Annotated in this window: 16 protein-coding genes; 1 reads left to right on the forward strand and 15 read right to left on the reverse strand. The window is 41.4% G+C overall.

Going from position 1 to position 15,098, the window contains the following annotated elements:
* Positions 1-163: 163 nt before the first annotated feature.
* The 9 genes from QM857_RS02355 to QM857_RS02395 all read right to left on the reverse strand — a co-directional run bounded on the left by QM857_RS02355 (position 164) and on the right by QM857_RS02395 (position 9,231).
* Positions 164-292 (reverse strand): glutamyl-tRNA amidotransferase, encoded by a 129-nt coding sequence (locus QM857_RS02355; protein WP_414274945.1) that lies wholly within the window; start codon positions 290-292, stop codon positions 164-166.
* A 104-nt stretch (positions 293-396) separates the two neighbouring features.
* The gene (locus QM857_RS02360) at positions 397-1,596 is read right to left on the reverse strand and encodes an ABC transporter permease (protein WP_414274946.1); all 1,200 of its coding nucleotides are present in this window, start codon (positions 1,594-1,596) and stop codon (positions 397-399) included.
* Complete coding sequence (locus QM857_RS02365; RefSeq protein WP_414268457.1) at positions 1,593-2,486, reverse strand: ABC transporter ATP-binding protein; 894 nt, start codon at positions 2,484-2,486, stop codon at positions 1,593-1,595. The genes QM857_RS02360 and QM857_RS02365 overlap by 4 nt, the downstream gene beginning before the upstream one ends.
* Positions 2,487-2,682: 196 nt before the next feature.
* Positions 2,683-5,088 (reverse strand): phenylalanine--tRNA ligase subunit beta, encoded by a 2,406-nt coding sequence (gene pheT, locus QM857_RS02370; RefSeq protein ID WP_414274947.1) that lies wholly within the window; start codon positions 5,086-5,088, stop codon positions 2,683-2,685.
* A 76-nt stretch (positions 5,089-5,164) separates the two neighbouring features.
* Positions 5,165-5,674, reverse strand: a complete 510-nt coding sequence (locus QM857_RS02375; protein ID WP_414274948.1) for an N-acetyltransferase family protein — start codon at positions 5,672-5,674, stop codon at positions 5,165-5,167.
* 2 nt (positions 5,675-5,676) lie between these two features.
* On the reverse strand, positions 5,677-6,720 hold the full coding sequence (gene pheS / locus QM857_RS02380; RefSeq protein WP_414274949.1) for a phenylalanine--tRNA ligase subunit alpha: 1,044 nt from the start codon (positions 6,718-6,720) through the stop codon (positions 5,677-5,679).
* Positions 6,721-7,001: 281 nt separating this feature from the next.
* On the reverse strand, positions 7,002-7,718 hold the full coding sequence (ldcB, locus tag QM857_RS02385; protein WP_006148004.1) for an LD-carboxypeptidase LdcB/DacB: 717 nt from the start codon (positions 7,716-7,718) through the stop codon (positions 7,002-7,004).
* Between the two features lie 3 nt (positions 7,719-7,721).
* Complete coding sequence (locus QM857_RS02390) at positions 7,722-8,192, reverse strand: HIT family protein (RefSeq protein ID WP_414274950.1); 471 nt, start codon at positions 8,190-8,192, stop codon at positions 7,722-7,724.
* Position 8,193: 1 nt separating this feature from the next.
* Positions 8,194-9,231 (reverse strand): M42 family metallopeptidase, encoded by a 1,038-nt coding sequence (locus QM857_RS02395; RefSeq protein WP_414274951.1) that lies wholly within the window; start codon positions 9,229-9,231, stop codon positions 8,194-8,196.
* A 132-nt stretch (positions 9,232-9,363) separates the two neighbouring features.
* Here QM857_RS02395 and QM857_RS02400 point away from each other — a divergent pair, with 132 nt between their 5' ends.
* Positions 9,364-9,915 carry a DUF1307 domain-containing protein gene (locus QM857_RS02400; RefSeq protein WP_414274952.1) on the forward strand — a complete coding sequence of 184 codons (552 nt, stop codon included), beginning with the start codon at positions 9,364-9,366 and terminating at the stop codon, positions 9,913-9,915.
* A gap of 38 nt (positions 9,916-9,953) precedes the next feature.
* On the opposite strand, the gene brnQ is transcribed toward QM857_RS02400, so the two are convergent.
* From brnQ to QM857_RS02430, 6 genes are all read right to left on the reverse strand, one after another.
* Positions 9,954-11,279 (reverse strand): branched-chain amino acid transport system II carrier protein, encoded by a 1,326-nt coding sequence (gene brnQ, locus QM857_RS02405; protein WP_414274953.1) that lies wholly within the window; start codon positions 11,277-11,279, stop codon positions 9,954-9,956.
* Between the two features lie 163 nt (positions 11,280-11,442).
* Positions 11,443-11,724, reverse strand: coding sequence for a rhodanese-like domain-containing protein (locus QM857_RS02410; RefSeq protein ID WP_263393940.1), 282 nt, complete (start codon positions 11,722-11,724; stop codon positions 11,443-11,445).
* Positions 11,721-12,311 (reverse strand): uracil-DNA glycosylase family protein, encoded by a 591-nt coding sequence (locus tag QM857_RS02415; RefSeq protein ID WP_263393941.1) that lies wholly within the window; start codon positions 12,309-12,311, stop codon positions 11,721-11,723. Before QM857_RS02415 ends, QM857_RS02410 begins: the two co-directional genes overlap by 4 nt.
* Positions 12,312-12,364: 53 nt before the next feature.
* A complete protein-coding gene (pepV, locus tag QM857_RS02420; protein ID WP_414274954.1) occupies positions 12,365-13,765 on the reverse strand; it encodes a dipeptidase PepV in 1,401 nt (466 codons plus the stop codon).
* Positions 13,766-13,774: 9 nt separating this feature from the next.
* Entirely contained in the window at positions 13,775-14,380 is a 606-nt protein-coding gene (locus QM857_RS02425; RefSeq protein ID WP_414274955.1) for a nitroreductase family protein, read from the reverse strand.
* 194 nt (positions 14,381-14,574) lie between these two features.
* Complete coding sequence (locus QM857_RS02430; RefSeq protein ID WP_178895351.1) at positions 14,575-15,075, reverse strand: hypothetical protein; 501 nt, start codon at positions 15,073-15,075, stop codon at positions 14,575-14,577.
* Positions 15,076-15,098 lie beyond the last annotated feature (23 nt).

The following is a 15,098-nucleotide window of genomic DNA, read 5'->3' on the forward strand; positions in this document are numbered from 1 at the left end:
ACAAAGAAAACTTGTCAAGAAAAATCTGTAAAGCATAGAACAAAAAAACCAGCCCACTAATACAAGTGACGTCTGGTATACTAAATCTAGTCCCGAAGATTCGAACGGCGCTTGAAAACTTTACCCAGCAGAACCTCACACTAGCCATATCCATAGATATCCGTTAGCTCAAGGTGTTGATGCCAATCGACAAGGCTGCCTCCACCTCATCTTCACTCATCTGGCTGATCAGCATCATACCAAGGACAATGATTAACAAATGCTCATTTTCAGCAACATCCATATAGTTCATGTCCTTCTCCTTTTCATTCTTTTTTCATTATAAAGTAAAGAAGACCAGACAGCAATGAATTCGTAAAGCAAAAACACCTCCAGTATTCACTGAAGGTGTCTCTTTTAGTGATAGCTTAAAGCTCGTTTAAAGGTTTTCCAGATACCTAAATCATCTGTTTGGAGGACTAGGCTAGCATACATACGTCCGATAAAGGCTGTTGCAGTTACGGCAAATACAACTGTTATCGCAAGAGAAATCCAAGCCTCGATGCTATTTGCATAACCATTAATAGCTCTAAAAGGCATAAAGAAAGTAGAAATAAAGGGAATATAGGATCCAATTTTCAAAATCAGATTGTCTCCTGCAGCGCCTAGGGCAGTAACGCCAACAAAACCAGCTATTATCAAAATCATCAACGGAGATAAGGCCTTTCCTGCATCTTCAGGGCGAGAAACCATAGAACCTAAGAAGGCTGCCAAGACTACATACATGAAAAGACTGACTAAGACAAACAATAAGGTGTTCAGAGAAAATGCTTCTCCCAAATGACTTAGAATACCTGAATTAGCCAAGAAAGGCATATCCTTAAAGAATAAGATAGCTCCAAGTCCGCCTACAACATAAATACCAATATGAGTCAAAATGACAAGAAGTAAGGCAATCATGCGTGCGTAAAAGTAGTGGCTAGCACGAATACTTGAGAAGACCACTTCCATAATTTTTGTCCCTTTTTCACTGGCTACCTCTTGAGCAGTGACACTGGCATAAGTAATCAAGATCATATAGAGGAAGAAGCCTAGTCCTGCCGCTGCAAAGGTTTGGACCATCTTCTTACTTTCCTTAGATTCATCAATCTGCTCTGAGAATTGAATCGTTTGTGCCAAGTGCTGTTCCTGTTCCTGAGATAAATGTGCCTCCGAACGATTGAGTTGGTATTGGAGCTCATTCAACTTAGTTGTCACAGCTAACTTAATACCACTTTCAAGTGAAGTTTCACCGTGATAGACTGCCTTGAGGACACTACCTTCTTGATCAATGGTCAAATAACCTTTTATTTTTTCATCCTTGACAGCTTCTTGGGCGCTTGCTTCATCCTTATAGTCAAAATTAATGCCATTGGTCGATTTAAGACTCTCTGTTACAGCAGGCACCGAACTAACTACTGCCACCTTATTATTCTGAGCTAAAGAGGAACCTTGGAGATAGCCAATTCCGCCAGACAAGCCGATAAAGAGAAAAGGCGAAATTACCATAAAGAAGAAACTCCAGGATTTGACATGACGTAAATAAGTTTCTTTGATTACAACCAACATATTTCTCATACTTCCACCCCTGATTCTAGTTTAAAGATTTCATCTATTGTCGGAGCTTGCTGGTCAAAGGTCGCAATATAGTGTCCTTGAGTCAAGATAGCAAAAAGCTCCTGTCCAGCATTTTCATCATCTAGGATGAGCTTCCAAATCCCCTGCTTGGTCAAGCTAGCATGTGTGACATGTGGGAGTTTTTCCAAGTCTTCCTGACTCTTTTCACTTGCAACAAAGAGTCGCGTTTTGCCGTATTGATTACGAACATCTTGGACTGGTCCATGCAAGACGACACGCCCATCACGAATCATAAGGATATCATCACATAGCTCTTCGACATTGGTCATGACGTGATCTGAAAAGATAATGGTTGCACCACGTTCTTTTTCTTTGAGGATAACCTGCTTGAGCAATTCAGTATTGACTGGATCCAGACCACTAAAAGGTTCATCTAGAATGATCAGATCTGGTTCATGCATTAAAGTAATAATCAGCTGAATCTTTTGTTGATTCCCTTTTGAGAGACTCTTAATCTTATCTGTCAATTTCCCCTTGACTTCCAGCTTCTCCATCCATTGAGGGAGTTTTTCTTTGACTTCTTTGGCATCCATGCCTTTTAACATGGCTAGGTAACGAACCTGCTCTAGAACTGTCAACTTAGGCATGAGACTACGTTCTTCGGGTAGATAGCCAATCCGAGCGTAGGTTTCCTGACGAATTTCCTGACCATCAAACTGAATTTCTCCTTGATAATCCAAAAATTTCAAAATACTGTGGAAAATGGTTGTTTTCCCTGCTCCATTTTTCCCAACTAGACCTAAAATTCTTCCAGGCTGAGCTTGAAAGTCAACGCCAAACAAGACTTGTTTGGGACCAAAACTTTTTTCAAGATTGCGGACTTCTAACATAATCCACCTCCTACTAATCTTACCCCCATTATACTCCTTTTTTTAGTCATTACAAGGATTTATGTACATTTTTATTAGTAGAATTTACTGGGCATTTTTTATATCAAAACGAATAAGATTCAACTTCATTTTTCTTTCCAATATTCGGCATTTACAAAGACAAAAAAATCCATCCCTCAGGATGGATTTTAGACTGTTAACGCACTTCTGCATTCACTTTTTCTTCGAGAGAAGCTTGAATTTTTTCCATGTAGCGTGCGACTTCTTCGTCTGTCAAACTATCTTCTAGATTTTGAAAGGTCAAGCTGTAGGCCATAGACTTCATGCCAAGTCCTAGTTTTTCACCTGAGAAGACGTCAAAGAGTTTGATGTCTGTCAAACGTTTCACGCCAGCAGCTTGAATGGCATCAACCACCTCTTGGTGAGTCACTTCTGCTTTGAGGAGAAGGGCGATATCACGGCTGACTGCTGGGAATTTAGTAATTTCCACAAAGACTGCTGCTGGTTGAAGGGCTTCTTCAATAGCTGAAAGGTTAAGCTCTGCCACATAAGTTTCTGGAATATCGTAAGCCTTAGCCGTCACAGGGTGCACTTGACCGAGGAAACCAAGAACTTGATCCCCTAGTGAGATCAAGGCTGTACGTCCTGGGTGAAGGCTAGCGATTTCAGAGGTTGCTGTATAAGTCACTTCAAGACCCAAACGAGAAAAGAGGGCTTCAAGGATTCCCTTAGCATAGAAGAAATCAACCGGAACGGCTGCAGTTTGGAAGTCTTTTTCAGCGACTAAACCTGTCAATGCAAAAGCAAAGCTGTTGATTTCATTTGGCAAGTCTTCTTTTGGATTACCCGTTTGTTCAAAGACTTTTCCAATCTCATAAAGAGCCAAGTTTTTATTCTTACGCGCTACGTTGTAGGCAACTGTATCCAAAATGCCTGAAACCATATTTTGACGGAGAACAGAACGGTCCACAGTCATTGGCCACATCAATTCTGTCAAATGACTTGGCTGAATCGTAAACTCAACTGCTTTTTCAGGGGTTGTCAGAGCGTAAGTGATGATTTCTGTCAATCCAGCACCTTCTGCAATGGTACGAACTTTACGGCGAAGCTTTTGTGTAGCTGTTAATTCACCGGCTGTCCCATCATCTTTTGGAAGACTGGTTGGCAAGCGGTCATAACCATAAATCCGAGCGATTTCTTCGAAGAGGTCTGCTTCAATCGAAATATCCCAACGACGACGAGGAACGCTCACTGTGAAGCTTTCTGCATTTCCAGAAAGGCCAAATCCAAGACGACGGAAAACATCCTCTACATCCGCATAGGAAAGCTCAGTACCAAGGACACGGTTAACGTCTGCAAGAGTAGAAGAAACTTCCACATCAGAAGTGTCCAACTGTCCTGCTGAAACGATGCCCTTACGCACGGTTGCACCTGCAAGCTCTGCAATCATACTTGCTGCCGCATCAAGGGCTTCATTGACAGTTGCCACATTGATGCCTTTTTCAAAGCGAGAAGATGATTCTGAGCGAAGATTGAGACGACCACTTGTCTTACGGATAGATTTGCCATTGAAGACAGCAGCTTCAAGGACGACACGAGTAGACTTTTCAGAGATTTCTGTAGCCTCTCCGCCCATGACACCTGCAAGGGCTACTGGTTTGTCAGCAACAGTAATGACTAAATCAGTTGTTTCCAACTCACGCTCTTCCCCATCCAAGGTCACTAATTTCTCACCAGCACGTGCTTCACGTACACGGATATCAGTTCCTTCAAAGGTATCCAAGTCAAAGGCATGCATAGGCTGACCAAAGTAAAGCAAGATATAGTTGGTCACGTCGACGACATTGTTAATGGGACGAATACCCTCGTTCATGAGGAGGTTTTGCAACCATTGTGGACTTGGTGCGATAGTCACATTATCTAAGATACGGGCAGCATAGTAAGGAGCCTTATCTGTATCAATGCTGACAGAAAGAGCATCCGCTGCAACTTGGTCTGTTTCTGTTAAAGTAAATTCTTTAAAGTTGACTGCCTTATCATAGATAGCTGCCACTTCGTGAGCTACCCCACGCATAGAAAGAGCATCTGCTCGGTTGGGTGTGATAGAAAGTTCGATGATTTCATCATCCAAGTCTAGGTAAGAGAAGACTTCCTCACCTGGTACTGCATCTTCTGGCAAGATTTGAATTCCATCTGCAAATTCTTTCGGTACAACGGAGTCAGAAATGCCCAATTCACCAAGTGAACAGATCATCCCGAGTGACTCTAAGCCACGGATTTTCCCTTTTTTAATCTTGTAGTTGTCCGCAATGCGAGCTCCCGGAAGTGCCACCATAACCTTGATGCCTGCACGCACATTTGGCGCTCCACAGACGATTTGACGGGCTTCTTCTTCATCCACATTGACTTGGCAGACATGCAAGTGTGTTTCTGGCACATCTTCGCAAGACAAGACTTCTCCGACGACAATTTTTGAGAGACCAGCAGCAGGTGATTCCACACCTTCTACTTCGATCCCTGTGGTTGACATTTTTTCAGCCAACTCTTGTGATGGTACATCAATGTCCACCAATTCTTTTAACCATTTATAAGATACAAGCATAATTTAATTCTCCAGAATGACAGTTGCCACTCTAGTTTTTTTCCTTTCCTATCATTTCATTAGAAGAATCATCTTCTTACCTTAATTTCTTTTTCAGTAACCAATCCGTATCTACCTTTTGCCCAACCATAAAACGATGTTGGCTAAATTTTTCAAAACCATATCGATTATAAAATGCTTGAGCTTTTGTATTATGCTCCCAAACACCTAGCCAAGCCCAGGAAAAACCATTGTTTTCGGCAAGTTCCAAAGCGAATTCAAATAGTTGCTTACCAAGTCCAAATCCTTGGTATGTTTGTAGCACATAGAGGCGTTGAATTTCAAAAGCGTCCTCTAATTCTCTCTCGGTTTGAGCATTTCCCCAGTTGACTTTGAGAAAACCAGCTATCTCCTCTTCATGCATAATGAAATAGGTTTCGGATTCAGGATTTTCCAACTCAGTTGACAAAACTCTCAGATTATAAGCCTCTTCAAAGTATTCCTGTAACTGCTCTTCCGTATTATCATGAGCAAATGTTTCACGAAAGGTTTGTTTGGCAAGTTTTGCCAACACCTCAACATCTGCTATTTCCACTTTTCTAATCATTATTAAAACTGTTCTGAGAAGCGGACATCTCCTTGGTAGAATCCACGGATATCGTTGATTCCGTAACGAAGCATAGCTACACGCTCTTGTCCAAGACCAAAGGCAAAGCCAGAGTAAACAGTCGCATCGATACCACTCATCTCAAGGACACGTGGGTGAACCATACCGGCACCCATAATCTCGATCCAACCAGTTTTCTTACATACGTTACAGCCGTCTCCTCCACACTTAAAGCATGAAACATCCACCTCAACAGATGGCTCAGTGAACGGGAAGTAAGATGGACGCAAACGAATTTGACGCTCTTTACCAAACATTTTTTGTACAATCAACTGGAGGGTTCCTTGAAGATCCGCCATTGAGATATTTTTCCCAACAACCAAACCTTCAATTTGGTGGAATTGGTGACTGTGGGTTGCATCGTCTGTATCACGACGGAATACACGTCCTGGTGAGATCATCTTCAAAGGACCTTTTGAAAAATCATGGGCATCCATAGCACGCGCCTGAACTGGAGATGTGTGAGTACGGAGCAAGATTTCTTCTGTGATATAGAAAGTGTCCTGCATATCACGAGCTGGGTGATCCTTTGGAAGGTTCATACGTTCAAAGTTATAGTAGTCTTGTTCAACTTCAAAACCATCCACGACTTGGTAACCCATCCCGATGAAGATGTCTTCAATTTCCTCACTAGTTTGTGTGAGGATGTGACGGTGACCAGTCGCAACTGGACGACCTGGAAGCGTAACATCAATGCTCTCACTTGCTAGTTGAGCTTCAACTTTCTTTTCTTCCAAGAGCTTAGCTGATTCTTCAAATGCAGCTGTCAAAATATCACGAGCTTCATTGACGTGTTTTCCGATAATTGGACGCATTTCTGCAGAAACGTCTTTCATCCCTTTAAGAATTTCAGTCAGTGATCCTTTTTTACCAAGGACAGAGACGCGCAATTCTTGCAGCTCTTTTTCATTTTCAGCAGAAATCTGCTTCAAGCTAGCTAGCGTTTCTTCACGAAGCGCTTTTAATTGTTCTTCAATAGTTGACATAATTCCTCCATCAGTCTCTCGTAGATAAAAAGAAAACCACATGCCAAAAACTCCACACTCGGAGCGTTGACACGCGGTACCATCCGTTTTTATCTGACAAGTCAGACCTTTATTTCTGAATCCATAGGCAAGTGAATTCACCCAGCTTTCATATAGAGAGCTTTCAGTCACGGCTCTCCTCCCTGATATACTTCCCCTGAGATACTAGTCTTGCAGATTCCTATTTAATTATTATTATTCATTTTATCAAATTTCAAGCATTCTTGCAAGATATTTTGCGACTAATCAACATAGTCCCCACCTTCAAAACCGTAATACTCTTCCAAGCTGAGACCACTTGCAGCGATTTCCTTGGCTTCTTTTCCGACGTAGCGAAGGTGCCATTCTTCAGCCATATAGCCTGTTTCTTTTTCCTTACCTTTGAGATAGCGAACGACAAAACCATAGTCTGCAGCATGATCTAAAAGCCATTGAGCAGCTTTTTCTTCTGTCACTAAATCACCATCTGTACCGATAAGGTCAAATGCTAGTCCAGTTTGGTGTTCACTATATCCAGGCCGAGCAGAATAGCGGTCAGCCTCTGCCTTTCCGTCTTTGTTGACATAGTCCTGATAAAGTTGAGTTTGAGTTTCATAACTTCTGAAACCACTATAGTGGTCGCTGATTGGGAAACCTGCTTCCTGCATAGCAGCAATAAGTTTCAACAACTCAGCCTTTGCTGTAGGATTTTCTCCAGGATTATAGTCCTTAGACAAGGGATAATGCTTATTAGCGATAACAATCTCATCGTACTTCCCTTGAACGCTATAGTAATCTCCCTTATTAACTACTTCTGCCTTTTTCTGGCTTGCTTCCTGAGATTTACTACCGACAGTCCCTTCTTGGACGGTTTTTTCTTCAGTTGAAGTCTGATTTTCTGAAGTCGCTGGCTTTTCTTGCGAACAAGCTGCCAATGTCAAGGCTAGCAATCCTGATAATACAAGGTATCTTTTTTTCATTGTTTATCCTTTCATTTCAATCATTTGGTCCAAAGTTTCAGATAAGGTTTCAACCAAACCTTCTAATTTGCTTCCCTTAACCTGATATTCTTCAGCGACCATTTCTTCCCAAGGAACCCACCAAGCTGGACCACGACCATTAAGACCGTGTCCCTTCATATCACCCTCTCGTCTAGGGAAAATATGCCAGTGGGCATGTGCATCACCGTTTCCCAACAACTCTACATTCATCTTTTGAGCAGAAAAGGCTTTAGAGACAGCTTCTTGGACCAAGCTCATTTCCTCTAAAAAGCGAAGTTTGACTGGAGCTTCCATATGATACAATTCTGTCACATGTTCTTTTGCCAGGAATAAAGTATAGCCTTCAAAATACTGGTGGTCTCCGATGACAACATAGCCTGTTTCCAGTTCTTTTACAAAGTAGGGATTTTCCCCTGCCTTAATCCATTCAATTCGTTGGCAAATCAAGCACATCTTAGTCTACCAATCCACTCTTGAGGTAAGCGTCTACCATACGCTCGGTAGCAAGAACAGAATCAATATGAGTTCGCTCGTAAGAGTGACTAGACTCGATACCCGCTCCTAGAAGAGCGTGTTTGACTTCTGCTCCAGCTGACATGGCTGCAGAAGCATCCGAACCGTAAAATGGATAGATATCGAGTTTAAATGGAATGTCCTGCTCTTTTGCCAAGGCAACCAGATGTTGACGGAATTCGTAGTGATAAGGACCTGAAGCATCTTTGACACAGATTGACACTGTGTACTCATCCGTCTGCTGGTCATCTCCCATTGCTCCCATATCTACCGCTAGATATTCGACAACTTGACTAGGGATACTTGAGTTAGCACCATGGCCCACTTCTTCAAAGACCGAGAAGGCAAAATGCGTAGTGACAGGAAGTTCAATCCCTTCTTCCTTATAGACTTTAAGGAGATTTAGAAGGATAGCTGCACTGACCTTATCATCCAAATGACGCGATTTGATAAAGCCTGTTTCAGTTACGACAGTTCGTGGGTCAAAGCTGATAAAGTCACCAACCTCAATACCAAGTGCGCGTGTTTCTTTTTCATTGGTCACTTTTTCGTCCAAACGTACTTCCATATTGTCCTGCGTGCGTTCAGCAGTTCCAGCGTCCTTGTATACATGACAAGAAGTCTGGTGGATCAAAATGGTACCTGAAATAGTCTTACCTGTACTAGCCACATGAACTGTACAGTTTTCGCCTTCAATCATGTTCCAAGGATAACCACCGATACGGTCCATTTTAAGACGTCCATCTGGTTTAACAGCGCGAACGATAGCTCCCAAGGTATCCACATGAGCGGTCACATAACGCTGTTGCTCGTCATTTTTACCTTTGACAGTAACATTCACTCCACCTTTGGCAGTACGGATTGGTTGATAACCTAGTTTTTCAAGAGTCTCAACCAAATAATTCGTAATCTCACGTGTGAATCCAGTTGGTGATGCGATAGCAGTTAGTTCTTTGATATATTCTACAGTTTGATTCATTTCTTCACCTCTTCCTAATATTATATCACTTTTCCCATTTTAGTATGTGTAAAAAGGAAAAACGAATATACTTTGATTGCGAAAGTATTTTATGATATAATGAAAAAAGTTCTTATGATGAAAGGAAAAAATATGAACAGATATTTCAAAATGACGCTTCTCTTAGCCTTACCGTTGGCATTCTTGTTGGGATGTTCTAAACAATCATCAACAACTTCTAACTCCTCAAAAGCAGAGACAACTGAGGTAAAAACGACTGAAGCTGAAACAACTGAGGCTGAAACTACAGAAAAGAAAGCTGAATCAAAAACTGTAGTCTTTGTTCATGACAGTAATCCAGGAAGACATTCTACCTTGACATATACTGTTGAGGGTGATGACGTTATGAAACAAGAAGTTTATAATGTTTTTGAACCTGAAATACTCAATAAGAGCGCTGATGAGCTTAAAGAACTTATCGTGAAAACTTATAAAGGGTATGAGGGAATCAAAGGTGTTACACAAAATATCGAATTCAAAGATGGAAAAGTCATCCATACCATGGTCATTGACATGACTGTAGTCAATCTTGATGAGATGAAAAAAGCAATGCCTAATGAATATTCAGGAGCTGGAAAGCGTGTGAGTTTTTCAAAAACTAAAAAGATGCTTGAGGACCTTGGATATACTGAAAAAACGAACTAAGAGTAATAAAAAAACCTTGGCATAAGCCAAGATTTTTTTTATTCCATCTCAAAAGCTTCACTCTTTTGCTTATTTGGAAGAACAAGGGAAAGTAAAATCCCAATGATCGCTGGTACTAACCATGGCAATGAAGCCTTAGCAAATGGTAGAGCATTCACAATATTGGCAAGGAAGGTCACTTCAAATGAACTTCCCAAGACACTAGCTACGGCAATAGCTGTAACAAGACCCATCGTCAATTGCATGCCTGGTTTTGAAAGTGGTACAAATTTGTTCACAATCACAATCATAACAATCACAATGGTAATTGGATACAAGATAACTAGGACAGGGATAGAATATTTGATGATTGCATCAAGACCGAGGTTGGCAATTGCAAAACCAATCAAGGTAAAGACAGTCGCATAAACCTTATAGCTGAGTTGTGGGAAACGTCCGTTAAAGAATTCAGCAGTTGAAACAATCAAACCTACAGTCGTTGTGAAGCAAGTTACTGTTACCATAGCAGCTAGGAATAATTGAGCTGTTGAACCAAAGATTTCTTGGGTCGCTTGTGACAAGATATAAACCCCTGGAGTTCCACCCTTCATCGCTTCTTCTGTCATCGGGAAGTGATTCCCAAGGAAACCTAGGCCAATGTATAGAGCACTAAAGCCAAGCGCTACGACAATTCCGACTACCCAAATGGTTGAGATGTACTCTTTTTTACTCGAAAATCCAAGTTGTTTCAAGGTTTCAACCGCGATTACACTAAAGGCAACAGATGCGAGAGCATCTAGAGTATTATATCCTTCAAGGAATCCTGCTCCAAATGCTGAAGCCTGATAAGCTCCTGAAGCCGCTTGTGGTGCATTTCCACCATATTTAAAGGCCCCAAGGATGACGAGAACAACGATTAAGAGGGCAAAAACTGGCGTCAAGACACGACCGATACGATCCAAAATCTTTGAAGGATTCAGCGAAATGAGATAGGCTGCAACAAAGTAAAGAACCGTAAAAATTATCAAACCTAGACTTTTATCTGCTTGATCCAAAAGTGGACTGATCCCAACTTCAAACGATGTTGTTGCTGTACGCGGAATCGCAAAGAATGGACCAATCGACAAGTACAAGGCTGCTAGATAAACTGTCGCAAACCATGGGGAAATTTTCTTAGAAATTTCATAGATATAACCCTTTGGATTCAGGGTCCCGATAATCAAGGTTAAGACGGCAATCCCGACACCCGAAAATACAAAACCTGCAATGGCAGGGAAGAAGTTATCTCCAGACTGTGCACCTAGAGTAGGAGGGAAAATCAAGTTCCCTGCTCCAAAAAATATTCCAAACAGGAGTAATCCTGTTAAAGCACCTTTTTTAGCCATAAACTCTCCTTATAAAATTAAAATACTTTCTTAGTATAACATGTTTAAAGGCATGAAAAGGCTGTCACAAAATAATTCTAAAATGTTTTCAATTTTCTGATTTTTAGAGCAAATAAAATCCCCCTAAAACCTTTCTTATTGTCGGTCTTAAAGGGAGTTTTTCTTATTCTAAAGCATCCATGCCACCTTGGACATTGATAACCTCATAGCCTTGTTCTGCTAAAAATTGACAAGCGCGTGCTGAACGCATTCCTGATTTACAAATCACGTAGAAAAGATTATCCTTGTCTAGTTGTTTATAAGTATCAGCTAGTTGGCTGAGAGGTAAATTACGAGCACCTTCTAAATGAAGAGCCTCAAATTCCTCTACTTCTCTCACATCCAATACAGAAAGTGACTCTTTCTGGTATAGTTGGTAAAAATCATTAAAAGTAATTTCTTTCATTTTTCATCTCCGAGAATTTTTTGAATTCTAGCTTTCAAGTCAGGTAAGACTTCTTCCTCAAACCACGGATTTTTCTTCATCCAGATTTGATTACGAGGTGATGGGTGTACCAGAGGGAAATAATCTGGCAAATACTCTTTATATCGATGGACACGATCTGTTACCTTTCCACTGACTTTCTCATGCAGATAGTAAGCCTGAGCATACTGCCCAATCAAGAGCGTCAATTGAATATCTGGTAATTCTTTCAAAAGTTTAGGGTGCCACTTTTCTGCAAAACCAGGTCTAGGTGGTAAGTCACCGGATTTCCCATGTCCTGGAAAGTAGAAATCCATGGGCATGACTGCAAAATAACCTGAATTGTAAAAGGTATCCTCATCCACACCCAACCAATCTCGCAGGCGATCGCCACTTTTATCCTTCCAGTAAAGTCCTGCTTCTTGAGTTTTGAGTCCAGGTGCCTGTCCAATGATATTGATACGAGCTGTCTTTGGGGCTGCAAAGAGAGGTTCAATCCCTTTCTCGGTATAACTGGCATTTTGTGGATCCGCCATGATGGCTTTCTTGATTCTTTCGATTTGAGACATCTGTTTTCCCTCCAAAAAGAAGTCCAAGCATACAATCTCAGACTTCTATAGCATTATTTGATCAATTCGTAAATAGCTTCAGCATAGATGGCTGCTGCACGGAAGAGATCGTCCAAGGCGATAAATTCATTGGCTTGGTGCATAGTATCGATAGAGTCTGGGAACATAGCTCCATAGGCTACACCACGCTCTAATAGACGTCCAAAAGTTCCTCCACCGATGACTTGTTCGTGACCTTGAAGGCCTGTTTGTTTTTCGTAAACATTCAACAAGGTTTGAACGAGTGGATCTTCCATTGGCACATAGTGAGGAGTGTGACCATGTTCAGAAAGGCTGACTGAAGCAACTGGCAAGCTTTCAAGAACTGACTTGATTTGCTCTGGGCTTGTTCCTTTTGGATAACGGAAGTTGAGGGCAATAGTATTGTCAGCACTTGTTTCATCAAAGCGGAAGACCCCCGCATTCATAGAAAGGGCACCCATTTTTTCATCCACATGAGCAACCTTCAAATTCTTTCCTTCGTGGTCATTCAAGAGAATCTTAGCAGCAATATCGAGGTAGTCTTTTGCAGGTCCTTCAAAAGCAAATTGGCTAAGGAAGAGGGCAAGGTAAGTCGCACCATTGACACCTGAAGCAGGCATAGCACCATGAGCTGATTTACCAATTACAGTCACCTTGTACTGACCGTTTTCTTCTTGGATTTCTCCTCTGAGTTTGTGCTCTGCAACGAAGGCATCTAGTTTCCCTTGCAAGTCAGCTAAGTCACCTGAAACGACTGCAGTTGCTGATTCAGGAACCATGTTTTCACGCAAACCACCTGTGAAGCTGTGAAGACGAGCTGCACCCTTGTTTTCACCGGCAAAGTGGAGGTATTCAGTGATATTTCCTTTTTCACCATTGATGATAGGGAATTCAGCATCTGGAGAGAAGCCAAAGTCAGGTTTTGCAAGTCCTACATGCTCAAAGTAGTAGTCCATATCTGCCCAACCTGACTCTTCGTCAGTTCCCACGATGAAGCGAACTTTCTTAGAAGTTGGAAGCCCCAATTCCTTGATGATTTTCAAACCGTAGTAACATGCTGTAGTTGGCCCCTTGTCATCAGAAGCACCACGCGCATAAAGGCGACCATCTTTGATAGTTGGAGTGTAAGGGTCCGTGTCCCAACCACTACCTGCTGGCACTACGTCCATGTGGGCAAAGATTCCGAGAACTTCTTCCCCTTGACCAAACTCGAAATGACCTGCATAGTTGTCGACATTTTTTTTTGGGTAGCCATCACGGTCTGCGATTTCGAGGAATTTCTCCAAGGCTTTTACTGGACCAGGTCCAAATGGATGCTGCGCATCTGCCTTGCTGTCATCACGTTCTGAGTTGATTTCCAAAAGGCTAAACAAGTCAGCCAAGAGGTCTTCTTTACGTTTTTCTACTTCTGCTGTAAAATCAATAACTGTCATTTTTACTTCCTATCTTTTCTCGATAATTTCATCTACTGGCAAGCGGTAGCTTGGTTCCAATTTCTCATCTGTGTATCCTACTGTAATCAAAAGCTCTGGACGGAAGCGTTCTTCAATTTCCAAAACTTCATTAGCTTTTGATTTGTCAAAACCAAGGATAATGTTTGAACCAATTCCCTGGTCAGTCAATGCAAGGACCAAGTTCATCGCAACTAATCCTGCATTAAGAGCCAAGTAGTCACTGACTTGTTGTTCATTGTAACGTGCATACTCAGCTGGAAGATTTTTCATAAAGTACTGAAGTTGTTCTTCTGAGAAGTTCTTTGCTCCACCAACACGGGCAATCTTGCGAGCTCGTTTAGCTAGGTCAGTATCTGTAAACAAGGCAATGGTTACAGGGGCAGATGCTACTTGCTCAAAGTTTGAACCGTAAGCCAATTTTGCTAGTTCAGCATTTCTCTCACGAACCACAACAAACTTCCAAGGCTGACTGTTGTGAGCGCTTGGTGCCAAGGTTGCGATTTCAATAGCAGTACGAACATCCTTGGGATCAACAGGTTTATCAATAAAATGCTTTGTCGCATGACATTTTTTATTTAACTCAAGAAATTTCATAAGCAAGTTCCTTTTCTAATTCTACTGCTTCCATTTTACCACATTTTGAAAGAGCTTGCAGAGATTTTTCATAAGTAGAGACCTTTATCCCATCTCTTAACCAGGAATTACAAGCTTTTCGATTTAGTTGTAAGCTATAATAAAAACTTTCTGCACAAGAAAAAGTAGACGATTAGTCGCCTACTTTACTCATATTATTGCGCTGATACAATTTTACTTGCAGATTCAATCGCTTGTTTCATAGCATCACGTGCAGTCTTCAATTGTTGAAGGAAAACAGTACGTGCTTCTGCAGGCATTTCTGTATCGTCAGAACCTGCGCTTGACAAGCCATCATTAAATGCCTTTCTTGAAGTTTCTAGTGAGTTAAGAGCAGGTTCCACTTGTTGTTTATAAGCATCTTTTTGAGCCTCAGGAACTTTGTCACCGATTTCTTCAACATATTTCTTATAGTTGTCAATCAACTTACCAAAAAGAGTTTTCATATCTCCAATTGTTTTAGCGTTGTCAATTTCTTCATCTGTTAGAAGAGTAACTTCAGATGTGTTTGTCTTTGAGTTATCTGTTTTTGATGAAGCTGATGTTTGTTCAGTCGTGCTTGAAACTTTACTTGCAGAATCAGAAGATTTATTTCCACAAGCTGCTAAAGTTGCAACTGATAAGAGCACAAGGCCCGCAGTAAGAAGTTTTTTCATGACTATCTCCTTTAAATAGTTTT

Origin of the sequence: Streptococcus infantis, from assembly GCF_047463315.1 — a bacterium.
Taxonomy (GTDB): Bacteria; Bacillota; Bacilli; order Lactobacillales; family Streptococcaceae; genus Streptococcus; species Streptococcus infantis_AB.